The organism is Oceanobacillus bengalensis (assembly GCF_003628445.1).
GTDB classification, from domain to species: domain Bacteria; phylum Bacillota; class Bacilli; order Bacillales; family Amphibacillaceae; genus Oceanobacillus; species Oceanobacillus bengalensis.
This window is the reverse complement of the sequence record NZ_RBZO01000007.1, coordinates 37,928-62,869: the sequence shown is the minus strand read 5'-3', so window position 1 is coordinate 62,869 and position 24,942 is coordinate 37,928. Positions and strand designations below refer to the sequence as shown.

26 protein-coding genes and 1 pseudogene are annotated in these 24,942 nt (G+C 35.0%); 11 read left to right on the top strand and 16 right to left on the bottom strand.

Translation table 11 applies throughout. The annotated features are described in order from the left end of the window. Positions 1 to 2: 2 nt before the first annotated feature. From essB to D8M05_RS06140, 11 genes are all read right to left on the bottom strand, one after another. The gene (gene essB / locus D8M05_RS06190; RefSeq protein WP_121129728.1) at positions 3 to 1,304 is read right to left on the bottom strand and encodes a type VII secretion protein EssB; all 1,302 of its coding nucleotides are present in this window, start codon (positions 1,302 to 1,304) and stop codon (positions 3 to 5) included. A gap of 93 nt (positions 1,305 to 1,397) precedes the next feature. Further along, a complete protein-coding gene (locus tag D8M05_RS06185) occupies positions 1,398 to 1,658 on the bottom strand; it encodes an EsaB/YukD family protein (RefSeq protein ID WP_121129726.1) in 261 nt (86 codons plus the stop codon). A 12-nt stretch (positions 1,659 to 1,670) separates the two neighbouring features. Further along, entirely contained in the window at positions 1,671 to 2,171 is a 501-nt protein-coding gene (essA, locus tag D8M05_RS06180) for a type VII secretion protein EssA (RefSeq protein ID WP_183072722.1), read from the bottom strand. Continuing rightward, a complete protein-coding gene (gene esaA, locus D8M05_RS06175) occupies positions 2,140 to 5,814 on the bottom strand; it encodes a type VII secretion protein EsaA (RefSeq protein ID WP_121129722.1) in 3,675 nt (1,224 codons plus the stop codon). Before esaA ends, essA begins: the two co-directional genes overlap by 32 nt. 174 nt (positions 5,815 to 5,988) lie before the next feature. Continuing rightward, positions 5,989 to 6,285, bottom strand: a complete 297-nt coding sequence (locus tag D8M05_RS06170; protein ID WP_121129721.1) for a WXG100 family type VII secretion target — start codon at positions 6,283 to 6,285, stop codon at positions 5,989 to 5,991. A 273-nt stretch (positions 6,286 to 6,558) separates the two neighbouring features. Next, complete coding sequence (locus D8M05_RS06165; protein WP_121129719.1) at positions 6,559 to 7,890, bottom strand: ABC transporter permease; 1,332 nt, start codon at positions 7,888 to 7,890, stop codon at positions 6,559 to 6,561. Further along, complete coding sequence (locus D8M05_RS06160; protein WP_121129716.1) at positions 7,887 to 8,579, bottom strand: ABC transporter ATP-binding protein; 693 nt, start codon at positions 8,577 to 8,579, stop codon at positions 7,887 to 7,889. The genes D8M05_RS06165 and D8M05_RS06160 overlap by 4 nt, the downstream gene beginning before the upstream one ends. Positions 8,580 to 8,592: 13 nt before the next feature. After that, positions 8,593 to 9,852, bottom strand: coding sequence for a hypothetical protein (locus D8M05_RS06155; RefSeq protein ID WP_121129714.1), 1,260 nt, complete (start codon positions 9,850 to 9,852; stop codon positions 8,593 to 8,595). A 13-nt stretch (positions 9,853 to 9,865) separates the two neighbouring features. Beyond that, positions 9,866 to 10,699, bottom strand: a complete 834-nt coding sequence (locus D8M05_RS06150) for a hypothetical protein (RefSeq protein ID WP_121129712.1) — start codon at positions 10,697 to 10,699, stop codon at positions 9,866 to 9,868. Next, entirely contained in the window at positions 10,696 to 11,385 is a 690-nt protein-coding gene (locus D8M05_RS06145; protein ID WP_121129710.1) for an ATP-binding cassette domain-containing protein, read from the bottom strand. Before D8M05_RS06145 ends, D8M05_RS06150 begins: the two co-directional genes overlap by 4 nt. Positions 11,386 to 11,398: 13 nt before the next feature. Beyond that, the gene (locus D8M05_RS06140; RefSeq protein ID WP_121129708.1) at positions 11,399 to 11,773 is read right to left on the bottom strand and encodes a GntR family transcriptional regulator; all 375 of its coding nucleotides are present in this window, start codon (positions 11,771 to 11,773) and stop codon (positions 11,399 to 11,401) included. Positions 11,774 to 12,068: 295 nt separating this feature from the next. Between D8M05_RS06140 and D8M05_RS06135 the strand changes: the two genes are divergently transcribed. Continuing rightward, entirely contained in the window at positions 12,069 to 12,821 is a 753-nt protein-coding gene (locus tag D8M05_RS06135; RefSeq protein ID WP_121129706.1) for an exodeoxyribonuclease III, read from the top strand. 104 nt (positions 12,822 to 12,925) lie between these two features. Here D8M05_RS06135 and D8M05_RS06130 read toward each other — a convergent pair whose 3' ends face one another. Next, on the bottom strand, positions 12,926 to 13,117 hold the full coding sequence (locus tag D8M05_RS06130; RefSeq protein ID WP_121129704.1) for a hypothetical protein: 192 nt from the start codon (positions 13,115 to 13,117) through the stop codon (positions 12,926 to 12,928). Between the two features lie 46 nt (positions 13,118 to 13,163). After that, entirely contained in the window at positions 13,164 to 14,111 is a 948-nt protein-coding gene (locus tag D8M05_RS06125; protein ID WP_121129702.1) for an MBL fold metallo-hydrolase, read from the bottom strand. Positions 14,112 to 14,409: 298 nt separating this feature from the next. On the opposite strand from D8M05_RS06125, the gene D8M05_RS20885 reads away from it, so the two are divergent. The 3 genes from D8M05_RS20885 to D8M05_RS06110 all read left to right on the top strand — a co-directional run bounded on the left by D8M05_RS20885 (position 14,410) and on the right by D8M05_RS06110 (position 15,891). Then, positions 14,410 to 14,706, top strand: coding sequence for a TIGR04104 family putative zinc finger protein (locus D8M05_RS20885; protein ID WP_121129700.1), 297 nt, complete (start codon positions 14,410 to 14,412; stop codon positions 14,704 to 14,706). 424 nt (positions 14,707 to 15,130) lie between these two features. Further along, positions 15,131 to 15,496, top strand: coding sequence for a hypothetical protein (locus tag D8M05_RS06115; RefSeq protein WP_121129698.1), 366 nt, complete (start codon positions 15,131 to 15,133; stop codon positions 15,494 to 15,496). A 71-nt stretch (positions 15,497 to 15,567) separates the two neighbouring features. Then, complete coding sequence (locus tag D8M05_RS06110; protein ID WP_121129696.1) at positions 15,568 to 15,891, top strand: hypothetical protein; 324 nt, start codon at positions 15,568 to 15,570, stop codon at positions 15,889 to 15,891. Positions 15,892 to 16,105: 214 nt separating this feature from the next. Here D8M05_RS06110 and D8M05_RS20520 read toward each other — a convergent pair. The 3 genes and pseudogenes from D8M05_RS20520 to D8M05_RS06100 form a co-directional block, all read right to left on the bottom strand. Beyond that, positions 16,106 to 16,538, bottom strand: a pseudogene (locus D8M05_RS20520) (IS5/IS1182 family transposase); the annotation flags it as partial. 221 nt (positions 16,539 to 16,759) lie between these two features. Beyond that, positions 16,760 to 18,112, bottom strand: a complete 1,353-nt coding sequence (locus D8M05_RS06105; RefSeq protein ID WP_121129694.1) for a tripartite tricarboxylate transporter permease — start codon at positions 18,110 to 18,112, stop codon at positions 16,760 to 16,762. Positions 18,113 to 18,115: 3 nt separating this feature from the next. Continuing rightward, positions 18,116 to 18,373 carry a hypothetical protein gene (locus tag D8M05_RS06100; protein WP_121129692.1) on the bottom strand — a complete coding sequence of 86 codons (258 nt, stop codon included), beginning with the start codon at positions 18,371 to 18,373 and terminating at the stop codon, positions 18,116 to 18,118. Positions 18,374 to 18,512: 139 nt separating this feature from the next. On the opposite strand from D8M05_RS06100, the gene D8M05_RS06095 reads away from it, so the two are divergent. The 7 genes from D8M05_RS06095 (at position 18,513) to D8M05_RS06065 (ending at position 24,809) form a co-directional block, all read left to right on the top strand. After that, on the top strand, positions 18,513 to 19,133 hold the full coding sequence (locus D8M05_RS06095) for a spore coat protein (protein ID WP_121129690.1): 621 nt from the start codon (positions 18,513 to 18,515) through the stop codon (positions 19,131 to 19,133). A gap of 370 nt (positions 19,134 to 19,503) precedes the next feature. Beyond that, complete coding sequence (locus D8M05_RS06090) at positions 19,504 to 20,307, top strand: TIGR00266 family protein (RefSeq protein WP_121129688.1); 804 nt, start codon at positions 19,504 to 19,506, stop codon at positions 20,305 to 20,307. A gap of 100 nt (positions 20,308 to 20,407) precedes the next feature. Continuing rightward, positions 20,408 to 20,617 carry a YfhD family protein gene (locus D8M05_RS06085; protein ID WP_121129686.1) on the top strand — a complete coding sequence of 70 codons (210 nt, stop codon included), beginning with the start codon at positions 20,408 to 20,410 and terminating at the stop codon, positions 20,615 to 20,617. Positions 20,618 to 20,717: 100 nt separating this feature from the next. Next, entirely contained in the window at positions 20,718 to 21,158 is a 441-nt protein-coding gene (locus D8M05_RS06080; RefSeq protein ID WP_121129684.1) for a YueI family protein, read from the top strand. 58 nt (positions 21,159 to 21,216) lie between these two features. After that, positions 21,217 to 21,465 carry a DNA alkylation repair protein gene (locus D8M05_RS20515; RefSeq protein ID WP_121129682.1) on the top strand — a complete coding sequence of 83 codons (249 nt, stop codon included), beginning with the start codon at positions 21,217 to 21,219 and terminating at the stop codon, positions 21,463 to 21,465. A 126-nt stretch (positions 21,466 to 21,591) separates the two neighbouring features. Beyond that, positions 21,592 to 22,728 (top strand): conserved virulence factor C family protein, encoded by a 1,137-nt coding sequence (locus D8M05_RS06070; RefSeq protein ID WP_121129681.1) that lies wholly within the window; start codon positions 21,592 to 21,594, stop codon positions 22,726 to 22,728. Positions 22,729 to 22,826: 98 nt separating this feature from the next. Further along, complete coding sequence (locus tag D8M05_RS06065) at positions 22,827 to 24,809, top strand: acetoacetate--CoA ligase (protein ID WP_121129679.1); 1,983 nt, start codon at positions 22,827 to 22,829, stop codon at positions 24,807 to 24,809. Positions 24,810 to 24,942: the final 133 nt, after the last annotated feature.

Here is a 24,942-nt window from a genome sequence, read left to right as displayed (position 1 = left end):
TTTTAGCTTTCCTCTGTCTCTTCCTTTTCTTTTCCATCTTCGTGTGATTCCAAAGAATCGGTATTGGTTGATTCAACTTCTTCTTCATTCTTTGTTTCTGTATTTTCGTTTTCTAGAGGAGACTCTTGAACTTCCGTTTCTTCTACATTTAAATCATAATCTTTTATATACCTTTCTAGTTCCTCCTGTAAGTCATTTACTAACTTATCTCGCTCGGTTCCAGTTAGATCTGGATTGTTTTTTGCCTGCTCAATTTTTTTAATAAGGCTATACATAACAAGTTGTGGATCATCCATATATTTAGCTTTTTCTATTGAGTCGTCAAATCTTCCAAGTCCATTATAAATCCAATAAAGCAAATAATTTTCATCACTTTTCAGACTGACATTTTTTAAAATAACTTCTTTTTCTTGGTCAGAGAGGTTTTCCACATTGATATAAGATTGTGCAAGTATATACTTTGTCTCCATAGGTAGACTATCAGGGTCTTCTCCTTGCAACGTAGAAATCACACCTCCATAATCATTTGCTAAAAATTCACCATGGGAAGCTAATACATTTTCTTGGAAAGGAATTTTTATAAATCCGAAGTATATAAGCGGTGCCGCTAAAAAAATTGAAACAATGATCATAATGATTGACAATTGCTTAAAGAGGCGGAATCGTTTAATAGGAACAATTTCCATTGTTCGTTCTGTTTTCTTTTGTTCACTTAGATAGCTCTCGAAAAGGTAGTCTTTCAAATTCTTAAGGTCTTCGATTTCAATAATTTTACGCTCAAATTCAGTATCCTTTGCATTTTGTAAGGAACCATTATATAGTTGATCGAAGCTATATTTTTTCGTGAAAAGTGCAATAACAAGGCATTTATACTGTTTTAAAAATTCATTTTCATTCATATGAAATGGTGGTACAATATCGCGTATTCCTCTATAAATAAGCCTAGGTATTAAATTATCATCGAACACAAGATTATCTGGATGGAGAAAGAAAGTAATCCTAGAAGACAGATATTGATCTAACTTTCCAACATTACATAATAATCTTAGCTTTTCATTTCGATTTAATTTTTTGACTTGCTCCCACCTTTTATCTTCTTGATTTACTTCATAAGTTAGAAGAAAAGAATCTTCCTTTTCTTGAACGGTGTTAAAAGTAAAAAAGTCAGAAGGATTTAACATGATATCCATCTGTCGTATATCTTTTACTTTCGTTTGTGATTTAGGAAGCGTTAATTTCCAGTTATTCTCTTCAATCACAAAATGATATGTATTTTTTTCAAAGTTTATCGTTACTTCCTTCATAATAATTGACTCCTTCGTAATTGACACAACCAATTATGTATAACATTCAGCGGTGATTCTTTCACCACCGAATGTAACGAACTATTGCTTCAATCAATGTTGAATAACAACTAAAATATCTCCATCTGTGACTGGATAATCAGCTAGATGATCATCATCAGCAATCAATAAGTTCTTATTTACAACTTTGATGGTAGAGTAGGTTTCATTATCTGCTATATTTAATGCCTCCATTACCTTCTTTACCAATTGCTTAACAGATAAATGTATTGGAATACGAAGATCAATACATGCTCCTCCATCCATTAACTGGCTTAAATCGATTGTGACATTAATATGTGTTTTTTGAGCCATTCTATATTACTCCTAATCAAATGATTTTCTCATTAGCAGATACAGTCCTCCAGCAAGGAAACAACCCACAATCGTTAAAGAGAGTAATAATACATTTCCTATTCCATTATTGCTTTCTTTATCATTTACCTCACTGGAAGTTGAGGATGCAGTAACGATATAGTTATCGGAAAACAAGGATTGTTTTATATTCTGTAGGGTCACATTTTTAACACTTTCCATCCTAAACAAGGATTCTTCTAACGCATCTAATGTTCTTTCTTTTTCCTTTTCAACTACATCGATTTTCTCATTCGTTTCTTCTTCAAATAGAGTAGGAAATACCTTTTCCAATTCTGTTTCCTGTATTATCGTTCTTTCATCCTCACCTTGAATAATTCGGTCAATTTTCAACTCCAGACTTCCTGGTGTTGTTGGGGCTGTTTCTGCTGATATTTGATAAGGGCTAAATACCAGCAGAAAGATAAACAATACCGAAATACTAAATTGCTTCAGTTTTCCTTTCATCTTCATCCAAATCCCCTTTTTGTTTCCCATAACGCACTACAAGTAAATTAGCAAAAACGCCTAGAATGGCCATACCAATAATAACTAGAAATGAAATAAAGTAATTTACAGTTCCCTGATTTAATCTATTCAACAAAGCTTCTACATATTGTAACGGGGAGATAATTTCTAGAAACTCCATACCACGTGTGGTGGCCCCAAGTGCATCCGTTAAGAATAAATACAGGCTAAGGACGGTAAGTAATAGGAACATCCCTATCATCCTTAGTTGTCTTAATAAATAAGTAGCTATCAGTAACATAGCAGTCGTTAATAATATGATTAACGCAATCAGTAAAATCATATTCGCATCACTAATTGGTAGATAGTAGCTTGACACTACCCCCACAATGATACCTTCTAGCACACCTATACCCGCCGTAACAATTGTAATTGGTGTATTCAGAGAAATGAGTGTTTTCTCTGTTTCAAATTGGTCACCTTCAGATTTCTTTTGATAAAGAGTAGAAATAACATATGCCGTAAATAAAACGATTATGAAACAAATAAGCACTAGGTAATATGGTGTAAATGTATCACTTGTAGACGCACCACGAATTGTACCCTCATTGCTTGTTAAGACAGGATTCGATAGAAAATCATATAAGTTTTCATTCTGTCTTTCGCCAATACGACTATTTGCCAAAACATCTGCAAAATTACTTGCGAAGTCCTGATCTTGTAATAATTTATTCGTCATATTTTCAGACAATACCTCTGCCTGGGTCACTATGTTAACTCCACTCGTTTGAATAACATCTGCTTGTTGATCAATCGTATCAAATGTCTCATAAACACCTTCTGCAGAATTAACATTCGTTTCGGCTTGGTTTGCTAATAATTCACTTTTAGTCAGGAGCGGTTGAAATTCATTTCCTAAATTTAGAATAGCCGTTGTTTCACTATCGTCATTTGCTACAACCTCATTCTGCTGTTCAACCAAATTCAAACTATTCTCACGCCAATTAGCCACATCTCCTAACAATCCTTCCAGATTCTCATTAAGTATAGCTGCTTGGTTCGTTGTTTCATCTACACGTGCTGCTAGATTGTCAACATTTTGATTTGCTGTATTTAATTCTAAATGGAATAGTTGAATACGTTCCTGTAATTTCTCTAAGGGATTTCGAATTTCTTCTGTAACATCTGCTGTCACTTGTTTAACAACATAGTCTTGAAGTAATTCAGCAATATCCTTTTCATTAAAAAGATAGTAAAGAGAAAGTTCTTTCCCACTAGCTAAATCTGTTAATTGATTATCACTTAATTCTTCTATTAATTCCTTACTATCCATATCAAATCCAAAGTAAATTTCATACATAGTAAATAGTTTTTCGTAAGGACTTACTGTATTGATTACTCGTTGATACAAATCTTTTGTTACGTTATCCATATTGTCAATTGAATTCATGACTTTATGGTGAATGGTATTATTTATTTCTTTTACTTTTTCTACAATTGGTTCTTGTGGTTCTTGTGGCTCTTGATTTTCGTCTTTATCTTCACCATTTTCATTCTTGTTTTCTGTTTCGTCAGAAGACTCATTTGACTCATCTTCAGTATCAGAAGTATCGTTGTTGTTCGCATTATCTTTTCCAACGTTTATATCCCCAGAATCAACTTCATTATCTGAAACATTTTCATCTGAATCATCATTTATCGAGTCGACTTCATCAGTACCTTCTGATTCCGCCTCCTCACTAGATGGATTTTCTTCATTCACTAAATCAGTTTCTGTTGTTTCTTCTACAGACGTCACTTCTGTTTGTTTTTCGTTTTCCGAAGTTTCGCCCACTGAATTAGTACTTGTATTTTCATCTCTTTGTGTATTATCATCTCTTATTATTTCTGAATCATCTTCTTTTGCATTTGATTCATTATCAGATATATCATCGCTCTCATCTATTTCTGGTTTAGAATCCGTGTCTTTCGTTGTATATTCTTGGTTGATTTCCCAGCTCCATGTGAGTGGCTTAAATACATTAAGTTTTTTATCTATATCGTTTAAAAGAAGTGTCAATTCCACTGAGAATTGTCCCTCTTTATTCTTAGGAAGTATAAGTTTATTATCTTCTAAATCGTGAACGGTAATATTCTTCCCGCCTGGCAGTGTCAACTCTAATTTCTTAATCGAAAAACCTTCAGGGATATTTAAAGTAAACAGTTGATCAGATTCCTTATTTTCTGGAAGAATTACCGTATCCCGCATCGTTACCCCATTGTTAGCTAGTTGATCCTTTAAACGATTAATATATTCAGAGAGTATTTCTTCATCTTCCTCGTCTGGTTTAACATATTCCATCTCCTGATTATATTTGTTCGTTACTGCAATAACATTCTTAATATCTGTCAGTGTCTCTGATGGGAGATCATATCCTTCAAATTCTTCTACATTTAATGAAGGTAGTCTCCTAATTTGTTCATTAATATAGCTTCTTACATTCCCATCAGGATTCTCAAATAATTTATTAATATTTAATTGATCATCTTCAGTAAATGCGGTACTGAATAAGGTTTCTAATCTTTCTCTCACATTATCTTGAAAACTATTTTCTCCCTCAGGATTTAGGCTTGCTTCTAGTAACTGCTGTGCTTTTTCCACTTTGGTTAAAGACGTCTGTAAATGAGTTTGCAGAGCTGCAACTCCTGATACAATGTTATCTTCTTGTTTTTTGATTTGACTATATGTTGTTACTGGAACATTATCTCTTTTGTGAAATTGGTCTTGAATCATTCTATTTGATGCTTGTAATTCCTGAAGTTTTGATTCAACATTATTATGATTTAAAGCGTGATTAAATTGATTAAATGAATCATAATAATCTAGTAGTACGAGACTATTACTTTCACCTAACTCTGAAACCTCCTTAATTGTTGATAAATAGTTTTGTTCTAGTTCTGTTCCTTCCACCAATTGGGTTTCGTAATTTTCCATCGTTTCTTCAAAGCCACTAAATCTATCCTTCGATATTTGGGTATTGTCCTTGATGGAGCTAAACTGACTTGTGTAGCTATCTAATGGACTATATATTTCATTATTATATGTATTTGTATACATCCTTTGTTTATCTACAATGTTAGCAATATTATCTTGTGCTACTTGCAAATTACCTATAATACTAGCAAAATAAACATCGATAATTTGACGATTAAAATCGTTCAAAATTGTACTTGCCGTTTTTTCCGCTTCTGTCTTTACTTTTTCATTGTTAGAAGTATTAATTTTATAATTTAAGACAACTTGCTCGGGTGCTTCAGATTCTATTGATAATGCCTTTTCAGAGAAATCATTTGGAATAACAATCATCATATCGTATTGATTATTTTCTAAACCACTTTCTGCAATACCACGACTAACGACATACCATTCGTGGTTATCATTTTTATCAAGGCTTTTTACAAATGCATCACCAAATGCTAATTCACCATTATTAAAAACAGCTCCACGGTCTTCGTTAACCAAAGCAATATTCATTCTGGTCGTATCACTTAAACTATTATCCACTTGCGTAGAATGGCTTTCCTGATTCAATGCTAGGAAAGATAATCCAGATGCTAAAATAATGATTAATACAATAAATACTAACCATCGTTTGTCTATAATTTTCATGAACTATATTTCAACTCCTGCTACAAATGAGACATTTTTTTCGTACTTATAATGAAAGAGGTCATCTAACTTTAGTATGGCGTATGACAGAGGGTATCTAAACTTTTTAAAATTTTATGAGCTACATAACACAGGTCATGTAGCCCATTCTTATTGAAGAATTGATTTTTTGCTTTATCTAAGTCCAAAGTTTTGTGATAAAGCTTCATCTTGTTGAGCGACTGCTTCTGCAGTTTTCGTTAACTGCAATTCAATCTCAAGCATTAATTGAGAAAAGTCTTTTACTTTCGGAGACAATTGACGGAATTGATCATCGAAACGTTCGAACGCGCGACCTTCCCATTCTCCTCTTAGATCCTCTTGTAGGTTGGATAAGTCCCTAAGTATTTCATCAATTCGTTGTGAGCTTTCACCATATTTTTTTGCTCTCGCTTGTAGTTGATCAGGTGACATACGGATTTGTCCTGCCATACACTCATCTCCCTTGTAACAAATTTTTATTTGAAGGTTAAAAAACGGTATTATAATGACCTTCCTTAATAAATCCTAATAACTTCGATTTTCAAAGTCAACTTTAATTTTAACTTTTTAGAAAATTAATAACAAAGAACTAAGACAAATGTCGCGATATAAATGTACTTATTACTTGATTCGGGACTTTTTATTTGATAATAAAATTAAGCGTTTGATAAATCGATGATTAGATATAAAAAATGCTTATCACAAAAGTGTGATAAGCATTTTTTAAAATTCCCTCCGCATTGCCTTAAGGACATCTAATTCTGTTGCACGTTTTGCAGGTCGTAAACCAGAGACAATTGTTACAAGTAAACAGATACCAATAGAAATCAATACAAGACTTATTGGAATGGATGAAAATTGTAATCCTTCTGGTAGTTCCTCACCAAAGGTCATTTCTAGAATCATTGGAAGCCCAAGATTCACAAGAAAACTAGTTGCGTAGGCTACAATCACACCAATGAAAGCACCAATTATTCCAATATAACTACTCTCCAATAAAAAGATTTGCTTAATCGTTTTGGGATTTGCACCTATAGCTTTCATAATACCAATATCAGGTGCCCTTTCAGTTACCGCCATTGTCATCGTATTATAGATACCAATGGATGCAATAATAATTGCAATGGTACCAACCAGAATTAGTCCTGCCTTTGCCACGGTAAACAACATATTAATTTGGTTCATTTCACTTACCACAGAATAGATAGCATAATTCTCATCTTCTAGTTTATCACTAATTGATTGAACGACTTCAAGATTGTCTGCATACACCTTAACATTATCAATCGCTTCCGCCTCTTCGGTAGCATCGTACATCTCAGGTTCAATCCCTAACTCGCCGCCTGGAGTGCCTGTAAATATCTCAACTTCAGTATAAATTTCATTGGAAACATATACATTCCGATCTTGCAACCACTCTTTCGTAGGTTCTTCCATTATTCCTACAATTTTTAATGGAATGACATGCTCCACCTCATCATTATCGGTAACTGTCATCTCTACGGTTTTGTTTAATAAACTTTCTTGATAAAGAAAAGATTCCTTAATCATCCCTGTTTTTTCATCGTAAATATCCTCTTCCGTAATTAATGCAAGATATTCTGAAAAATGGTCACCAACGATCACTTCATTTGCGCTTTCTGGAAATCTACCTTCCGCAAGCTCTAGACCCGAATCTTTTTCAGATGGAAAGTGTGCTGTAACCGCCGCTACGCTTGTTTGATAATCCTCTAATGTAAATGTTGGCATTTGACGTATTTGATTTCGTCTTGTAACAGCTTTAACATTTTCCATCTCCTCGAAATATTTAACATCTTCCATTGTCAACGATCGGTAATTCCCATTATCGTCTTCTTGACCATGAACATCAATTTGCGTAACAATCTGTTGTTCCAACGTGTCTTCAACAACCGACTTTTGTAGCCCGTAACCGATAGAAGCTAATACAATTAGAAATGCACATCCCATTGCTGTAGCGAGTATCGTCATAAATGTTCGCACTTTATTTTTCTTTATATTTTGTCGAATGAACCTTATTTTATCTTTAAATTTCATAGGCTAGCACCACCTTCTAATAACTGACCATCACTAATGGTAATCGTCCTATGACCGATGCTAGCAACTTCTTCATCATGTGTAATAATGAGAAACGTTATACCATAATCTTTATTTAATTGCTTAATAAACGTTAATAATTCTGCTTCTGTTTCACTGTCTAAGCTTCCTGTAGGCTCGTCCGCTAGGATAAGGGCTGGCTTAAGAACCAACGCCCTTGCTATACTGACCCTTTGTTGCTGCCCACCTGATAGTTCACTTGGGTAATGACTCCTGAAATCTGTTAACCCAACCGTTTCAAGCATTTCATCGGTAATTTGTTTTCGATCCTTTTCAGTTAACCCTTTTAATATTAATGGGAGTTCAATATTTTGATAGGCAGTCATGCTGGGTATGAGCTGAAAGTTTTGAAAGACAAATCCCATATGCTTCAAGCGAAAATCAGCAAATTCCGCTTCTGTAAAATGCGAAACTTCCTTTCCATCTATCCAAATTTCACCCTCTACTGGACGAATAAAACCACTTATTAAATTTAATAAGGTAGATTTCCCAGAACCACTCTTCCCAACAATTGTAACAATCTCACCTTTTTCAACACATAAATTAATATTTTCTAAAACAGTTAACCTTGTTTTCTTCTCTTTTTTCCCCAATTCAAAATGATGATTTAAATGTTTTACCTGTATCAAATGGATCCCCCTATTACAACCTTACATCGTAAATATGCAATTGGTAGCCTTTCTTTTCTGCACTTGGATTTTTTAATTCAATTGAACCTTCAAATAAGATATCTCCAGTTTCTAAATCTCCTACATAAATATTGGCATCTGTTTGCTTATCTTTAAAACTATTTACGAAATAGATTTTTCCATCTTTCAATTTAAGAGCAGGTGAATACATGCCTGGTGTGGATTCGGACGAAAATAGTTCAAACGTTTGTTCAGCTTCTAATTCCTGTTTCTCGATATCATACGGATATACGTCAATTCCATTTTCAGTTACGTTCGTAAAATAGACAGTAGAACCTTCGATAGAAACAGTCTCATGAAAGGAATTTATATTAAAATCAAAGATATCATTTATTTCCTCAGGTAAGATAAATTCTTCCTTCTCTCCAGTTTCTACGTTATATACTAAAAAATTGCGCTCTAAAATAGTTGAAACATATTCATAGTCTCCCGCAGAATCATTGAGTTCACTTATCTCAATTTTGAATAAGAGGTACTTTTCAGATTGAATGGCATTATAATTATTTAATATACTGATATCCGTCCATTTTTCTTCGTTTTGTTGGTCATTTTGATGCTCTACAATTACTTCCTCATTAATCAGTTCCTGCTTTTGTAGGTCAAAGGTATATACGCGAAAATCCGTTCCCTGAATCTCGTTCTCATATAAATCATTCCGAGTTACAACTTTAAGCATTCCGTCAATTACTTGAACATCTTCCACATTGACATTGTCGAATTTCTCCTGTTCAGGTACGTCCATTTCTAGCTCAATGGAATCGTTTGATTGCTTATCTAATACATCAATTTTAAATGAGAAGTCACCTAGATGAATATCCCCATACCTGCTAGACGTCACTTCTGCATATGCAACCATTTCATCATCTACAAAGTATTCCTGTGGTGAGCTCCATTTTCCACGCATAAAACCCTTATACTGCTCTTGTAATTCCTTTAAATCATTTTGCATATAATAATTGCCAAGCTGTTTTAGAAAGGAAATGTTACTATTGTACGTTGAACCAGCTGCTGAAATTTGCAAGCTATCCCCTTGTACATCGTCCCTATAATCCGCGTGAATAGTTAGTGACTCAACTTCATCTGCATTTCCACTCGTTGTTTCAATGCTAAATTCGGGCAAATTACTTCCAGCCAAGCCTGACTGTATATAGAACGCTCCAATAACAAGAACGACAACAATAATCATAGATATTAATTTTAGGTAACGTTTCATATTCATCCTCCCATCAAATCCTTATTTTCCTATTTAATAAATAATTACTCATCCAAATCGAGCCAGCAATTACTAGGAGACCTACAACGATTTCCATTACAAATAATTCAATTGCATAAAAATAGTTTGGCACGAGGAATGCATCTACTAGTAATGGTGATATAAAAATTACGACAGAAATAGCAATGTAAACTATTCCTAGTACGATTCCCTTTAAACGGAAACTTCTTTCAAATAATATTGCTGTGAATACAATAAATACTGCCATAAATCCAATTCCATAATGGATGATAAATTGTGTAAAGCTATATGGGACAAGTATTCCAAAATAGTCAAATGACCCAATGACTTCTTGAATCGACATATCCAATCTAAAGTCCACTGGTACCATCGATTGTAAAATGGTTCCTTCGATAGGGATTAATACTAGCTGAAGCGAGATTAATCCTAGTACCATGAGAAATATCGTGGATGCTTTGGCTAAATAAACATTCATTCTTGCTGTCGGCAGCATTAACAAACGATAGATAAACGTATTCTTACCAAACCAGTCACGGTACCAAATGAAGAATATATAGATTAACAACGTTACAACACAAAGTGCAATTGGTCCCAAAAACCATAATGTCCTGGTTATGTTATGCATGGACATCTGGCCATATTGTTCAAGAAATGACTCCATGGATCCTTGATTTACATAGATAAATTCATTCGCATCACTTAAATAGCTTCTTGAACTAACAATAACCCCAGTAATTTGCGAAACAATTGTAATGGCAATTAAAATGAGGTAAAACTTCAAAAATCGACCTAATTCAAAGTTGAATAGTTTGATATAATTTTTCATTGCTTATACACCTCCCGCATGACATCGACAACGGATTTCCCTTCATTTTCACGAACCCCTTCTGCATTGAAAGATTTAACAACAACCCCATTATCTAAAATGACAACTTTATCAATTAAATGTTCAATATCATTAATTTCATGTGTCGTAATAATAACGCCACGGTCCTCAACTAAATGACTTGTAAAGACATCAGCAATTTGTTCCCTACTAAAAATATCGATCCCCGAAAACGGCTCATCCATTAGTAGATAATCTACATCCAATCCAAGACCTAATAACAAGTTAACTTTAGCGGTGTTCCCTTTTGATAAATTAGAAATTCTCTCATCTTCTTTTAGTTTAAAAAAGCTTAGTAATTCAGCTGCACGCTTCTGATTCCAACTTTTGTAAAAATCCTTCATAAATTGCATCGCATCACCGATGGTCATTTGCGGAAGCATTGTAATTGCATCTGGTATGAATGTAATTTTTTCGTAGGATTCTTTTCGTAGCTTTTCTCCATCAATTAGGATTTCCCCACTATTAATCGGGGTTAGATTCATAATCGCATTCATAATCGTCGTTTTCCCTACCCCATTAATTCCGATTAAACAGGTTATCTCACCCTTATTAGCAGTAAATGAAACACCTTTAAGCACCTGTTTTAACCCAAACTTCTTCGTAATTTCCTTTACTTCTATCATGTCAGTACCCCCCTTATTTTCCGTCCTTATCTGTGTACTTTTCCTTAATTAACCCAACCACTTCATCCAGTGGAACATTAATTGGTCGAATTGCATCTACAAAAGAATTAACAGCTTCTAAAATCAACTCATCTCGAACATTACCGATCACTTTTTCATCCTTCGTGATTTTACTTGGATTATTCCCCTCTGTAAAAATCAAGCCCTCTTCCTCCATTTCTTTATAAGCTCGTTGCGCGGTATTCGGATTAATCTTTAATTTATTTGCTAGTTCTCTTCGTGATGGAATCTCCTGTCCGGCTTCTAAGTTCCCTGTAGCAATTTGTTCTTTGAAATGACGAATCACTTGAACATAAACCGGATCCCGCTTATTAAACGTTACGGCCAAAATAACCCAACTCCTTATACTTCAGCTTATTTCTTGTATGTATTAATACATTAATACACACAAGGTAAAACAATGTATGTATTATACGCATAATACACTTCGAACAGCACTTTACTGTATTAAGCTTTTAATACGCTCTTTGTGTATTATATGACTAATACACTCTACATGTCAACATGTTTATAGATTTTTTACGATAAAAACAAACGGCAATCCACATTTTGTAAAAGCGAATGATAATCTTACTATGTTAAAATAGGTAATAGATTAATTTAGTAGAAGGGAATTTAATTCTATGAAACTAGTATCTTGGAATGTTAATGGACTGCGAGCATGTGTCCGTAAAGGGTTTTTAGATTATTTTAATGAAGTGAATGCAGACATATTCTGTGTACAAGAAACAAAACTACAAGAAGGCCAAATCAACCTTGAACTTGATGGCTACTATCAATATTGGAATTATGCAGAAAGAAAAGGATATTCTGGAACAGCCGTTTTCACAAAGAAAAAACCTTTAGCCGTTAAATATGGTGTTGGAGATAATGATACGCAAGATGAGGGTAGAATTATTACTTTAGAATTCGAGGATTTCTACTTAGTGAATGTGTATACTCCAAATTCAAAAAGGGACTTAACTAGACTTGATTACCGATTAGAATGGGAAAACGAATTATATGCGTATTTACTAGAGCTTGAAGGGCAAAAACCAATTATCTATTGTGGTGACCTTAATGTGGCCCATCAAGAGATTGATTTAAAGAATGATAAAACAAACCATGGTAATTCAGGTTTCACCAAGGAAGAACGAGGAAAAATGAGCCGCTTACTTGATTCAGGTTTTATCGACACACTACGTTTCTTTCACCCAGATGAAGATGATATCTACACATGGTGGTCTTACATGAAAACGATTCGTGAAAGAAATGTCGGATGGCGGATTGACTATTTCATCACATCAGAAAAATTAATCGACTCTTTAGTTGATTCAGTGGCGCATACAAAAGTAATGGGAAGTGACCATTGCCCGATTATGTTGGAGATGAAGTGATATAATATAAAAAGCTTTTTAAGCTTTGTTACTTTTCACCACAGTTAATATAGAAGAGAGAATCAATTTTATTTGATTCTCTCTTCATTTTCGTAAAAGTATTATTAAAAACTTAGATATATTTTTTTGGCTAACTTTCCGAATAATACAGTTATAATAAACGTATGGATACCAACAAGTGTATATGTTAATGCTGGTGGCTGATTTAGTGTAAGTGTAATAATTAACATTAAACCTAACATTATAATACCAGCACCAACAATGATTGGTATTATAAAGAGTAATCTTGGTAGCATTAATAATTACCTCCTAACGACTTCTCATAACAAGGGTGCTCTTTGCTTACTGCTTTAACTTTTGAAAATAATCAATAATACCGAGTGCACTCACTTGCATGTCTAGATTAATAATAATGTAAGCTTCGTGGTCATCAGGGATTCCCTCTTTTCTAAGGTGCTCTTTCACCCTACCTAACATACGCTGCGCAAGTACATCGTATCCTCGTTTATTAGAGATAACTCGCTCGCCTTCCTCTACAAAAATGCCCAACCAGTCAGATGCTTGCTTAAGAGCGACTTCCGTATTTTGCGACATACCAAAATGCCCATAGTAAATTCGATCAAGTTTCATCTCTTTTATCCGATTAATCGATTGTTGCATGGCATTCGGATCAAAGTGATTTGGTGAAGTAGAAGGTAAATAGAGTTCTACCCCTTCCGTTAATAATTGTTGATATTGCACACCAACCGTGTCACCAGTAAACATTCCATTACTTATCGGATCATAAATACTGAAGTGATGTTTCGCATGGCCTGGTGTATCGTAAAATTTCAATGTACAATCAGCACCAATTTGAAGTGTATCCCCTTCTGTTTTTACTACTATGCGTTCTTCTGGTACAGGAACGATTGGGTCAAAGAACTCGGCAAAACTATCTCCATAGATTGCTCTCGCACCAGCAGCCAATTTCCTCGGTTCCATTAAATGTCGCTTCCCTCTCGGATGTACGACAATAGTAGCATTGGGGCATTCTCGGAGTAATAGGCCAGCACCACCTGCGTGATCTAAATGGATGTGCGTGACAATAATATATTTAACCTGTTCTAATTCAAGCCCCAATTTTTCTAAACCTTTTTTCACATACTTAATTGACGGACTCGGCCCTGTTTCTAACAATGTTAACGCTTTCTCATTAATTACATATGTACCTGTACGATTAGGTAAATCCATATCAAAACCATCAATCAAATAAATACGATCGTCCAGTTGTATTGGATCTTTATCCTTCATCATTCGCCCCTCCCCTTTCATGAATCACTTGATTTTATATTAACATAATAACTATTTTTGTTCCTCTTCCACAAATTCTGTTATTACAATTTATAGAAAATTCGTTTAGATCGGAACACGTATGTAATAATACTATCCCTTAAAAGAGTATCATTATCGAAATTAATATAAAAATAATTGATATATTGCGGAAAAGTAAGATAGTATTACTAAAATAACAAGAAGGAAAAATTGGTTTTCGCTTTTTTCCTAGCCTAAAATAGGATAGGGTAATAGATAAATAGAAGGGGGAAGGTTTATGCAAAAATGTAAAAAATGCCATAGACAATTTAAATGGTCCGAACTTTACTTATTACCTAAATGGAAAGATTCAAACGAACCAGTCTATTGTACAAATTGCAAAACGGAGCATTATCTAACGAATACTTCTAATTTTATACAGTTACTGTTAGTATGTTTAACTGTTGCCGTAACAATCTATATATCTTATTTCGTTTTCTCAGTGAACCTTATATTAAGTTGCTTGATATCATTTATATTTACTCTACCTTTATCATTATTGTTTCCTTTTTTTAGTAATTACTATTCAAGATAGTGGTAATTCATAGAATTTATTGAAGTCAAGGGTATAGGGTTCTTTATATATTACGTACTGTTTAAGCTAATTGATTTTTTCAATGGCTATTCTACATAGGGTATATGATAAAAGTAAATCCAATCTAGTTAGCACAAAATCAACCATTATTAGGAGAACATGGGATATGAAATTATTCCCCTCTTTCGCATTTTTTATATCAGGGCAAATTAATTAGGAAAATTCCTGTAGATCCCCTTGTATATAGAGAAATAGTTAGACTTAAAAGTTGGAATTTTCCCAATACAGGGAAGATACTCCATATGATAGAATTTAATTGTACTATATTCTTAGAAATTTAAGCATAAGGAGGAGAGTAAGGGGAAATTAGTTTTATATCCAAAAGAGGAGGAAAGGATTTGAAAAGGCTTATAATTCTTAGTATATGCTTTTTACATATTTTTTCATTATTCCATCTTCAATTTTTGGTCAAACCAGAAATAATGAACAAACACTTCAACGCCAAAATCTTACCATTATAGCAATGGATGAAGATGGAGCTGAATATACCTATGATGAGGATGGAATCTCTTTTAAAGTTGTAGAAACTGTAGAAAAACCAAATGATAAAGAGAGTATAATAATTAGTGAGTACTATATTAAAGACAAAAACGGAGACTATCAAAAGGACTCTAGACAAATAACCACTATTAACCCTGAGAAAAATAAGATAGAAATAAAGAAAATAAATAATAAGGGAAAAGCTACAATTAATACTCAGTCAATTGTAGATAAAAACCGTATCTATTAATTCTGGTAGTGAAACAATACAACCTCAAGGTATTGTCATACCAGATAACGAAATGACTGTCTGGTTATTTATTGGCACATATAAATAAATATTCAAATGTAGTTGCCAACTTAACGATATCTGGAATAATCGCAGTTGTTACTGCAGCTCTGTCTAAATATTTTAAAATTGGAAGCACCGGAGCAATTGCGATAACTGCTATTGCAGAGGGAGTTTGGTCTTATAATCAAGAAAACTTGTGGTTTACTTCTCATGAATGGGGAAAAAACTGGAAAGGAACTACTATCCCTGCTGCTCAGAAACAAAGAACATATACTTATACGGATAAATATAGATCATCTAAACTTCCTGTAAGCCCTAATCCATTTGAAGAAGTAATATACTTTCCTAAATAAACTTGATAACCAACAAAAAGAGAATGAAGAAAACAAAAAAACCTTATTAAGGTTTTTTGTTTTCTTCTGAATTAATTTCATAACTATTCTATTAAAAATACAAAGACCAACGGAACTTTATAAATACCGTTTTAAAAAATACCTTACGCAGCTTTTTGCTAGATTAACTGTGCATAAATTCAATCTGAATCCACCTTTGAAACATTATGAAAAATGTTACCATTTCAAAATAATTTTTGGCATGTTTCCCTGTTCGATAACGAACATTGTTCAGTTGAAAGAATAGCTTTAAGATACGTATTAACCCGTTCAACTACAGTACAACAATTGAAAATGGTTTTCCAAGTTTTTGATCTACGGGCTGGTGCGGTATACCTTAATAGGTCTTGGGTTATTATTACCTTATAAACCTTTTGACAAATGCCTTCATTCGCCAATGGACAGTCCGTACATTCCTTTGGTTTCGTATTTGGCAGCAATACTGTCATAACCATACGAATACACGCGATATCAAGTTTGGGGCAAGGTATTTATCAAAACCAACGGTTCCCTTTCGTTACGTTTATTGGATACAATTAAGGATTGTTTCACATTTGATACACCTGTTCATATATCGGATCATAATCATAGCCAGTATCCATGTTTGATAGTTCGGAGATAGAATGTGAGACGATTGATTTCCTTATAAAATAACAAAGTTCACTGTCCCATTTCTTAATTGTTTATTAACATAATTTATATTGGACAAAAGCGTAAAAGCTTCACAGGAATAGCGCTCCCTTCATACCAACTTTTCCCTTCCCACGTAAAAAACCCCCAAAGTCAGATTTCACACATCCAACTTCGGGAGTCACATTTCAATGAAGCACTAAATAAGCAACGACACAATCCATGGTGCTGCATACATTGTCATAAACTGAACACCATAACTGACACCCCAACGGTGCATCATACCAGAGACCAGTCCAAACAATAGTATACCGCCAATATTAATTAGTCCCGCATCCATATATGCAAGCAATAGCACAATTGAAAGTAATAAGCCTAGCAATGCTTCATGTGGGACATATTTAAATACAAATGTACAAATTTGCTCTGAATATTTGATTGTTATGTAGTATGTAAAAGCAATTGCGATCACAGCTCCTATAACAGATGCAATCACAAATTCATTCATTGATAATAGATGATGCAAGTTATTCTCTTCCGTGAATACAGGTGGCGCATTAAATAAAGCCATACCCGGACCTAATGCTGTTGGTGAAAGTGGAATACCGATTGCAATTAAAGGTACTAGTATACCTGCAATATACGCTGAATTTGCAAAGGATTCCATTCCTGCAATTGCACGTGAAGCTCTCTTTACAGGATTCTTTATTCTGCTCGTAATCGTTTCTCCTACCAATACCGTCATACCCGCTGGACTCATAAAGAAAGTGAATACACCCGTTATGGAAGTAATAAGAGACGTTAACGATTCACTTTTATTAAGAATTTTAAATGGACTAGGAAAACCTTTTATTTTTTTCTGCGTTTTAATAGTAATTTCATTAACTGTTTTATTCGGTAATTTACTCCGTATGTCTTTATTCAATAATTCAAACAAGCGTAAAATAAGTGGTCCAATCGTTATTCCTAAAAAGAAGGACGTAAAAACGGTTGTATCTTCAGGCACAGCCCCAATTCCCCAATAAAGATGTCTTAAACCTTGGATAAGTAAAGCGAAGGGAACAATGGAAGCTAATGCAAGCCAGCGATTTTTCATCGTTAAGGCTAAAAAGATTGCTCCGGCAAAAAAGATTTGATTGGAGTAACTAGCTATCTGGTCACCCCAAGGTACAATCATGCTTGCAAAAATAATACTTAAAGGCACAGAAATGATCGTTCCTATAACAGAACCAGAAGCCATCTTTCTAATCGTTATATCTGGAAGACCATGTTTCTTAAGTACCATTGCATGATCAACCATTGGTGCTGACATTACTCCACCTGGTATCCCCGCAATTGCAACGGGAATGGAGTCTGTTAACTTATGTGCAACGATTGCAGAGATGAAAAAGGAAAGTAAGACAATCGGCTCCATTCCTGCAAGTACTAAAATCATCGTAACTGGTGCGATAACCGCCGTTTCATCTGTTCCTGGAGCAATTCCAATAATCGTATATAATACAGTCGCTATCGCAGACGCTGCAATCATTTCAAAAATTAGGGATATATCCATTCCTTACTTCTCCTCATCAATAATCGTTAGTTTTCTTTTTGGTTTGAAAATAATACTACAAATAACAAAGCCGACTACAGCTCCAATAATTCCATAAAGCATGCCACTAGATGAATCATCAGGAGCAATGGAATAGGCTAACATTGTTGAAACCAAACATATAATAATACTAAAAAGTAGGTCTTTCACACTTACAATGTCTTCCCATACTTCAATATTATTAGCATTTCCATTTATTTTTTCTCCATTTTTATTTGACATATAAATCACTCCATTTTTCATTCATTCAAAACGTAAAAAGTATAGACCAATTATTACATTGATTAACATATTTAAGCCTGCATAGGTACATCATTCCCTGCAAATGCTATTTATGATTACATCTAAGGAGGTAGTTAATTTGCAATTTCAACAACAAGGTCAAAACTTACAAGGCTCTTCCCAAATGCCTGCACAAATGAGCCATGGTGGACATGAACTCTTTGATGCGCATGAAGCTATAGGCGGATTAGTAGGCGGAATGGAGCAATACCTACTATATGAGCAACATATTCAAGATCCAGAGCTTAAAACAATGTTAACGAAACAAAAAACGTATTTAACACAAGTGTACAATTCAACTGTGGAAGCATTAAAAACAGGCCTAGAGCCAACTGTTAAACCACAAACGTACAATTTTTCCCAGACTTCTAATAATACCATATATGGAATGCAGCCGTCACAGCCAAAAACTCCAGCACAATCGGTAAATGAAATAAACGACGAATGTATTACTGGATTTATGATGGGCTGTTTGAAGTCAAATGCTTCTGCTTTTACAATGGCAGCACTTGAGGCAACAAATCCTGTCTTAAGAAGAGTATTTGCAGATAGCATCCCAAATATTATTGAAATGGCTTATGAAGTATTTTTATATCAAAATAGAAATCAATACTATCAAGTGCCACAGTTAAAACAAGAGGACATGCAGAATTATTTAAACAGTTATGCTCCAGTACAAAGTACCATGCCTCCACACTAAAGACAAAAGCGCAAGCGCCCGTTTAGAGACGTACGAACTGCGCCCACGTAGTTTGTGGGTGGTTCGATTTTAATCGAACATTCCTACCGTAGGAGATAAAGGAAACATGCCCCTTTATGGGGTATGCCGATGTTGGGCATAGCCCGTTCTTAGTCAGCCTTCCTTTGTAACTAGTTAAAGGAAGTTCGACATGTCGAACTGTTATCGCACGAGGTGAGGGAAGTTACGCTAGTCTCTGGGCGCTGTAGCTGGACGATAAGCCTGACACGTACGCTCTTTAAAAATGAGCGTACGTTTTTTACATTGTCTGAATCTTTTCATGGGTTATAACGTATTAATTATTAGTTGATAACGAAAGGGATGGTAACAATTGAATAACCATGAAATTGATTACAAGCTCCATGGAGATGACATGCAATTTGTAGAGGTCGAACTTGATCCACAAGAAACAGTAATCGCTGAAGCAGGAAGTCTCATGATGATGGAAGATCATATTAAAATGGAAACGATTTTCGGAGATGGTTCATCCAAACAAGGTAGTGGGCTCATGGGCAAATTACTAGGGGCTGGTAAACGTGTCTTAACAGGGGAAAGCTTGTTTATGACGGCCTTTACGAATGAAGGGATAGGAAAGAGTCATGTTTCCTTTGCATCTCCATATCCTGGTAAAATTATCCCAATGGATTTAAGTGAAATCAACGGAAAATTAATTTGCCAAAAGGATTCCTTTTTAGCTGCAGCCAAAGGGGTATCTGTTGGAATTGAATTCCAGCGCAAAATTGGTGCGGGATTCTTTGGTGGCGAAGGGTTCATCATGCAAAAGCTTGAAGGAGACGGCTTGGCTTTTGTACATGCGGGTGGAACCATTCATAAAAAGGAGCTAGCTCCAGGAGAAACATTACGCGTAGATACAGGTTGTCTCGTTGCGATGACAGGAAATGTTGATTACAACATTGAATTTGTTGGTGGTGTAAAAACAGCTCTATTTGGTGGAGAGGGGCTGTTCTTTGCAACCTTAAGAGGTCCAGGAACTGTTTGGGTACAATCCTTGCCATTTAGCAGGTTAGCAAGTAGAGTGTTTGCCTCAGCACCACAACGCGCAGGCTCTGATTCAAAAGGTGAAGGAAGTATTACTAGCGGATTGTTTGATTTATTGGGCGGTGATAGAAGATAAGAATTGGGTAGATTAGTAAAAAATACTGATTTTTATTTGTTGTAGAGTCCTCACTACTTGCACATACTATCCTTGTAAATCCTATTAAGGGGTGGATGACATGGGTGGTAGAGATGATCACAAAGGTAATAGTAAAAACGTGTTAGCACTAACTCCAAAGAATCAGTTATCTGATGGGATTGACATCGAGTTTTCTGAGGAATTTGCAGATGCAGAAGATAAAGAAGCTCAAGCTAGAAGTAAAGCTGCTGATAAGAGGGTTAAGGGTAAAAAAAAATCATTAATCTCCTTTTTAGCAGTTCCTAATTAAACAAGAAAGCGATTCACATGATGTGAATCGCTTTCTGTACATATTGGTTACCATTTAGTAAAGTAGAAATAGATATTATACTTAAAGGGCTGATCAACGAATGAGTAAAGACGTAAATGATTATCTAACTGAAGGAATGTACGGGACCCGTTTACCTAAGGAAGATGAACGTAGAAAATATTTAGGCACACTAAGAGAGCGGATTATACTTGCACTAACAATCGGTCAAGTAATGTCTGATAAGGGGATAGCAAAATTAGAAGAAGCAATGAAAGAAAATAAAGGCTCTACATTACTTATTAACGGGCATGTCTCCGCCAGGTTTATGAAGGAGGAGAAATCCCTTGCAACAAAATACAATATTCCCTATACAGTCATTGCGAACGAGCAAACCGATACCGATATCGGTGCAGTATTAACCTATGATTATGCCATTGATAAAGAGGAAATTTTTCTAAAAGAAGATAACCCGAAACCTCAGGAAATGTCAGATAACCAACCATCTTCATTTTTGGAAAAAGTGAAACAATGGTTCAAATAACATGTTCATGCATAAATCCCCTCCGTTTCGGAACAATAATATCAGGAGGTGTTTTGTCGTGAGCCAACCCTATCGATGTCCAAATTGCAAAACAAACAGTTCTCGATTTAATATTATTGAGCAAATAGCTAAACCCGTAAAACTGGATTCTAATACTGGTGAAATCATTAACGAATATTCGAATAAAGATATAGAAGTATTTCATAATCTCTATAAAGGACCAAAACAAAGAATCCAGTGTGCTTACTGCGGACTAGTTGAAGATGAACATAAATTTATAAAATTTGCAGAATACCATAGAAAATAGGATATTTCTTTAACATCACTCATCAACCCCGAGTGATGTTTTTTTGCATTAAAATCGAAAATAAATATACTCTCTGTTACACTTAAATAAATATTATTATGAAAGCTGTGGGGAGGTAAACGTTCAGTGAAAATAACTTCTATGGAGCCTACACCCAGTCCGCATTCTATGAAAATTAATGTGAATGAGGAATTGGATGCAGGAGTGAATTTCAATTATAAACAAGGAGATGACCTAAAGGATGCTCCTAATTACATAAAGCAGTTGTTTCAAATCGAAGGTGTAAAAAATATTTATCGTGTTGTTGATTTTATTGCTTTAGCGAGAGATCCAAAAACACCTTGGGAGTCTATTCTTCCAAAAGTTCGGAAAGTGTTAGGAACAGAAGAAGTAGATGAACAAATTCAGTTACACGTACCTAAAGCAGTTGACGATTCCTTCGGTGAGGTGAAGGTGTTTATACAAATGTTCCGTAATATTCCGATTCAAGTTAAATTAGATGATGGCAAAGAAGAAAAACGGTTCGCACTTCCTGATGTGTTCATGGATTCAGTAATGAAAGCGTCTGTTGCTTCACCTAATTTTATTATGGAAAGAAAATGGATAGAACAACATGTAAGGTACGGGTTGATGGATGAGATTGCAGGCGAAATCGTGGAAGAAATTAAAGCAAGCTATGATCCAGAGAGAATTAATAAACTAGTCCAGTTAGCCATCAACAATGAAGATAAGACGGTTGAGACTAGCCAAAAAACTTCGATTTCTCTTGAAACACTAGATAACCTTGATTGGAAAGTACGATATGCAGCACTTGATCGACTGGAAGCTACCATACAGGATTTACCAGTACTTGAGAAGGCACTAGATGATGAAAAAGCTTCCATACGAAGACTTGCTACAGCTTACTTAGGAATGATTGAGGAACCTGAGGTACTACCTTATCTTTATAAAGCGTTACATGATAAAGCAGTTAGCGTAAGAAGGACTGCTGGAGATTGCATTTCTGATTTAGGTTTTAAAGAGGCTATTCCAGAAATGATACAATCGCTTGAAGATCCTAGTCGATTAGTTCGTTGGAGGGCTGCTATGTTTTTATATGAGGTTGGTGATGAAACATGTCTTCCTGCACTTGAGTCTGCTGCAAATGACCCCGAATTTGAAGTTCGTATGCAAATAAAAATGGCCCTTGAGCGAATTAAGGGTGGCGAAGAAGCAAAGGGTTCTGTTTGGCATCAAATGACACAAGCAACAAAAAGGGATTAATCAATTTTTGAATGAAACTTGCAATTTCATTCAACTTTACACACAGAAAGCGTTTCCATATAATAAAATTAATAATCTAAATATTTAGGAGGTATAGGATGACTTCGATTACAGAAGGTACCTTGTTATGGGAACCGAGTGAAAAACAAAGACAACAAACCAACCTCTATCAATTTATGAATTGGCTTAACAGAGAGCATGATTTATCCTTTAATGATTATCATTCTCTATGGAAATGGTCTGTAAATAACATAGAACTTTTTTGGGAAACAATTTGGAAATATTTCAATATCCAATCGAAACAGTCCTATCAAACAATCCTATCCTCACATGACATGCCTGGTGCAAAATGGTTTCCAGAGGCAAGCCTTAACTATACAGAACATATTTTTAGAAATAGAGAAGCTGGTCAAACAGCAATCATTCATACATCAGAAAATCGTCCTAAATCAGAAGTGACTTGGAAACAATTGTACCGTGATACAGCATCCATCCAACAAACGTTAATTCGATTGGGTGTACAAAAAGGAGACCGTGTCGTTGCCTACCTACCAAATATATATGAAACGGTCGTAGCCTTTCTTGCAACCGCGAGCTTAGGAGCAATCTGGTCAAGTGCATCTCCAGACTTTGGTACGCAAAGTGTGATTGACCGTTTTAAACAAATTGAACCTAAGGTAATGATTACAATAGATGGTTATCCATATGGTGGTAAAAATTATGATCGATTACCAGTAGTGAAGAAGATACAATCAGAATTAACTACGCTAGAATCTACAATTGCCATTCCATACTTGGATTCAAACGCTAATTTTAACCACTTAAAAAATATCACCTTATGGAATGACGTTATTGGAATGAACCAAGATACGAGCTTAGCGTATGAATATGTCTCTTTCAATGATCCACTATGGATTCTATTTTCATCTGGAACGACTGGCGCACCAAAGCCGATTGTTCAAAGCCAGGGTGGCATATTAATTGAACATTTAAAAGCATTAACATTTCATGTGGATTTAGATAAAAATGATCGTTTCTTTTGGTATACAACAACAGGTTGGATGATGTGGAATTTCCTAATCGGTGGGCTTCTTACTGGTAGCGCAATTATCTTATACGACGGTAACCCATCCTATCCTGATAAAAGAAGCTTGTGGAAGCTAGTAGAAGACACCAAGATGACTGTTTTTGGAACAAGTGCAAGCTATATTACAGCATGTATGAAGGATGGCATGAACCCTGGCAAGGAGTTTGATCTGTCACATCTGAAATGCATTAGTTCAACTGGATCCCCTCTACCACCTGAGGGTTTTAAGTGGTGTTATGATCATGTAAAAGAAGACCTTTGGATTGCATCAGTAAGTGGTGGGACCGATGTATGTACGGCCTTTATATTAGGCTCACCTACATTACCTGTTCATGCTGGGGAATTACAATGTAGAGGACTAGGAGCTAAAGTAGAAAGCTTTAATGAAGAAGGTGAAACACGGGTTGAAGAAATAGGTGAATTGGTCTTAACAGAGCCATTTCCATCCATGCCTATCTACTTCTGGAACGATAAAGATGGATCCCGTTTAAACGAGAGTTATTTCGATTTATTCCCTGGAATTTGGCGCCATGGAGACTATTTAAAAATAACGGAACGAGGTACTTGTGTTATTTATGGCCGCTCTGATGCAACCATTAATCGAGGCGGTATTCGGATAGGAACAAGTGAAATATATCGTGCAGTTGACAGGGTAAAAGAAGTTGCTGACAGTCTGATTGTGGATGTACCTACAGGAAATGGTGATTCTTCTACACCACTTTTTGTTGTCATGAAACAAGGTGGGACATTAACGGATCAAGTAAAACAAGCAATTAAGCATGAAATTCGCACACAATGTTCACCAAGGCATGTACCTACAAGCATCCACGAGGTAACCGAATTACCCAAAACATTAAATGGCAAGAAATTAGAAGTACCCATTAAAAAGATACTAATGGGTCAAACCGTTGATAAAGTGGTCAATAAAGGATCATTAAGTAATGTTCGTGCCTTGGACTATTTTGTTCAATTTGCAGAGGAAATTCATAGTTAAAGATGGGAAGGCAAAGTTCTCTTGATGTTGAACTTTGCCTTTTAATTACATCTTTTCAAATATTTTATTCGTTTTAATTGATAAAATGCGAAATAACACCACATTGAAAAAGTACCTTGGCTTGTTTTCTCTA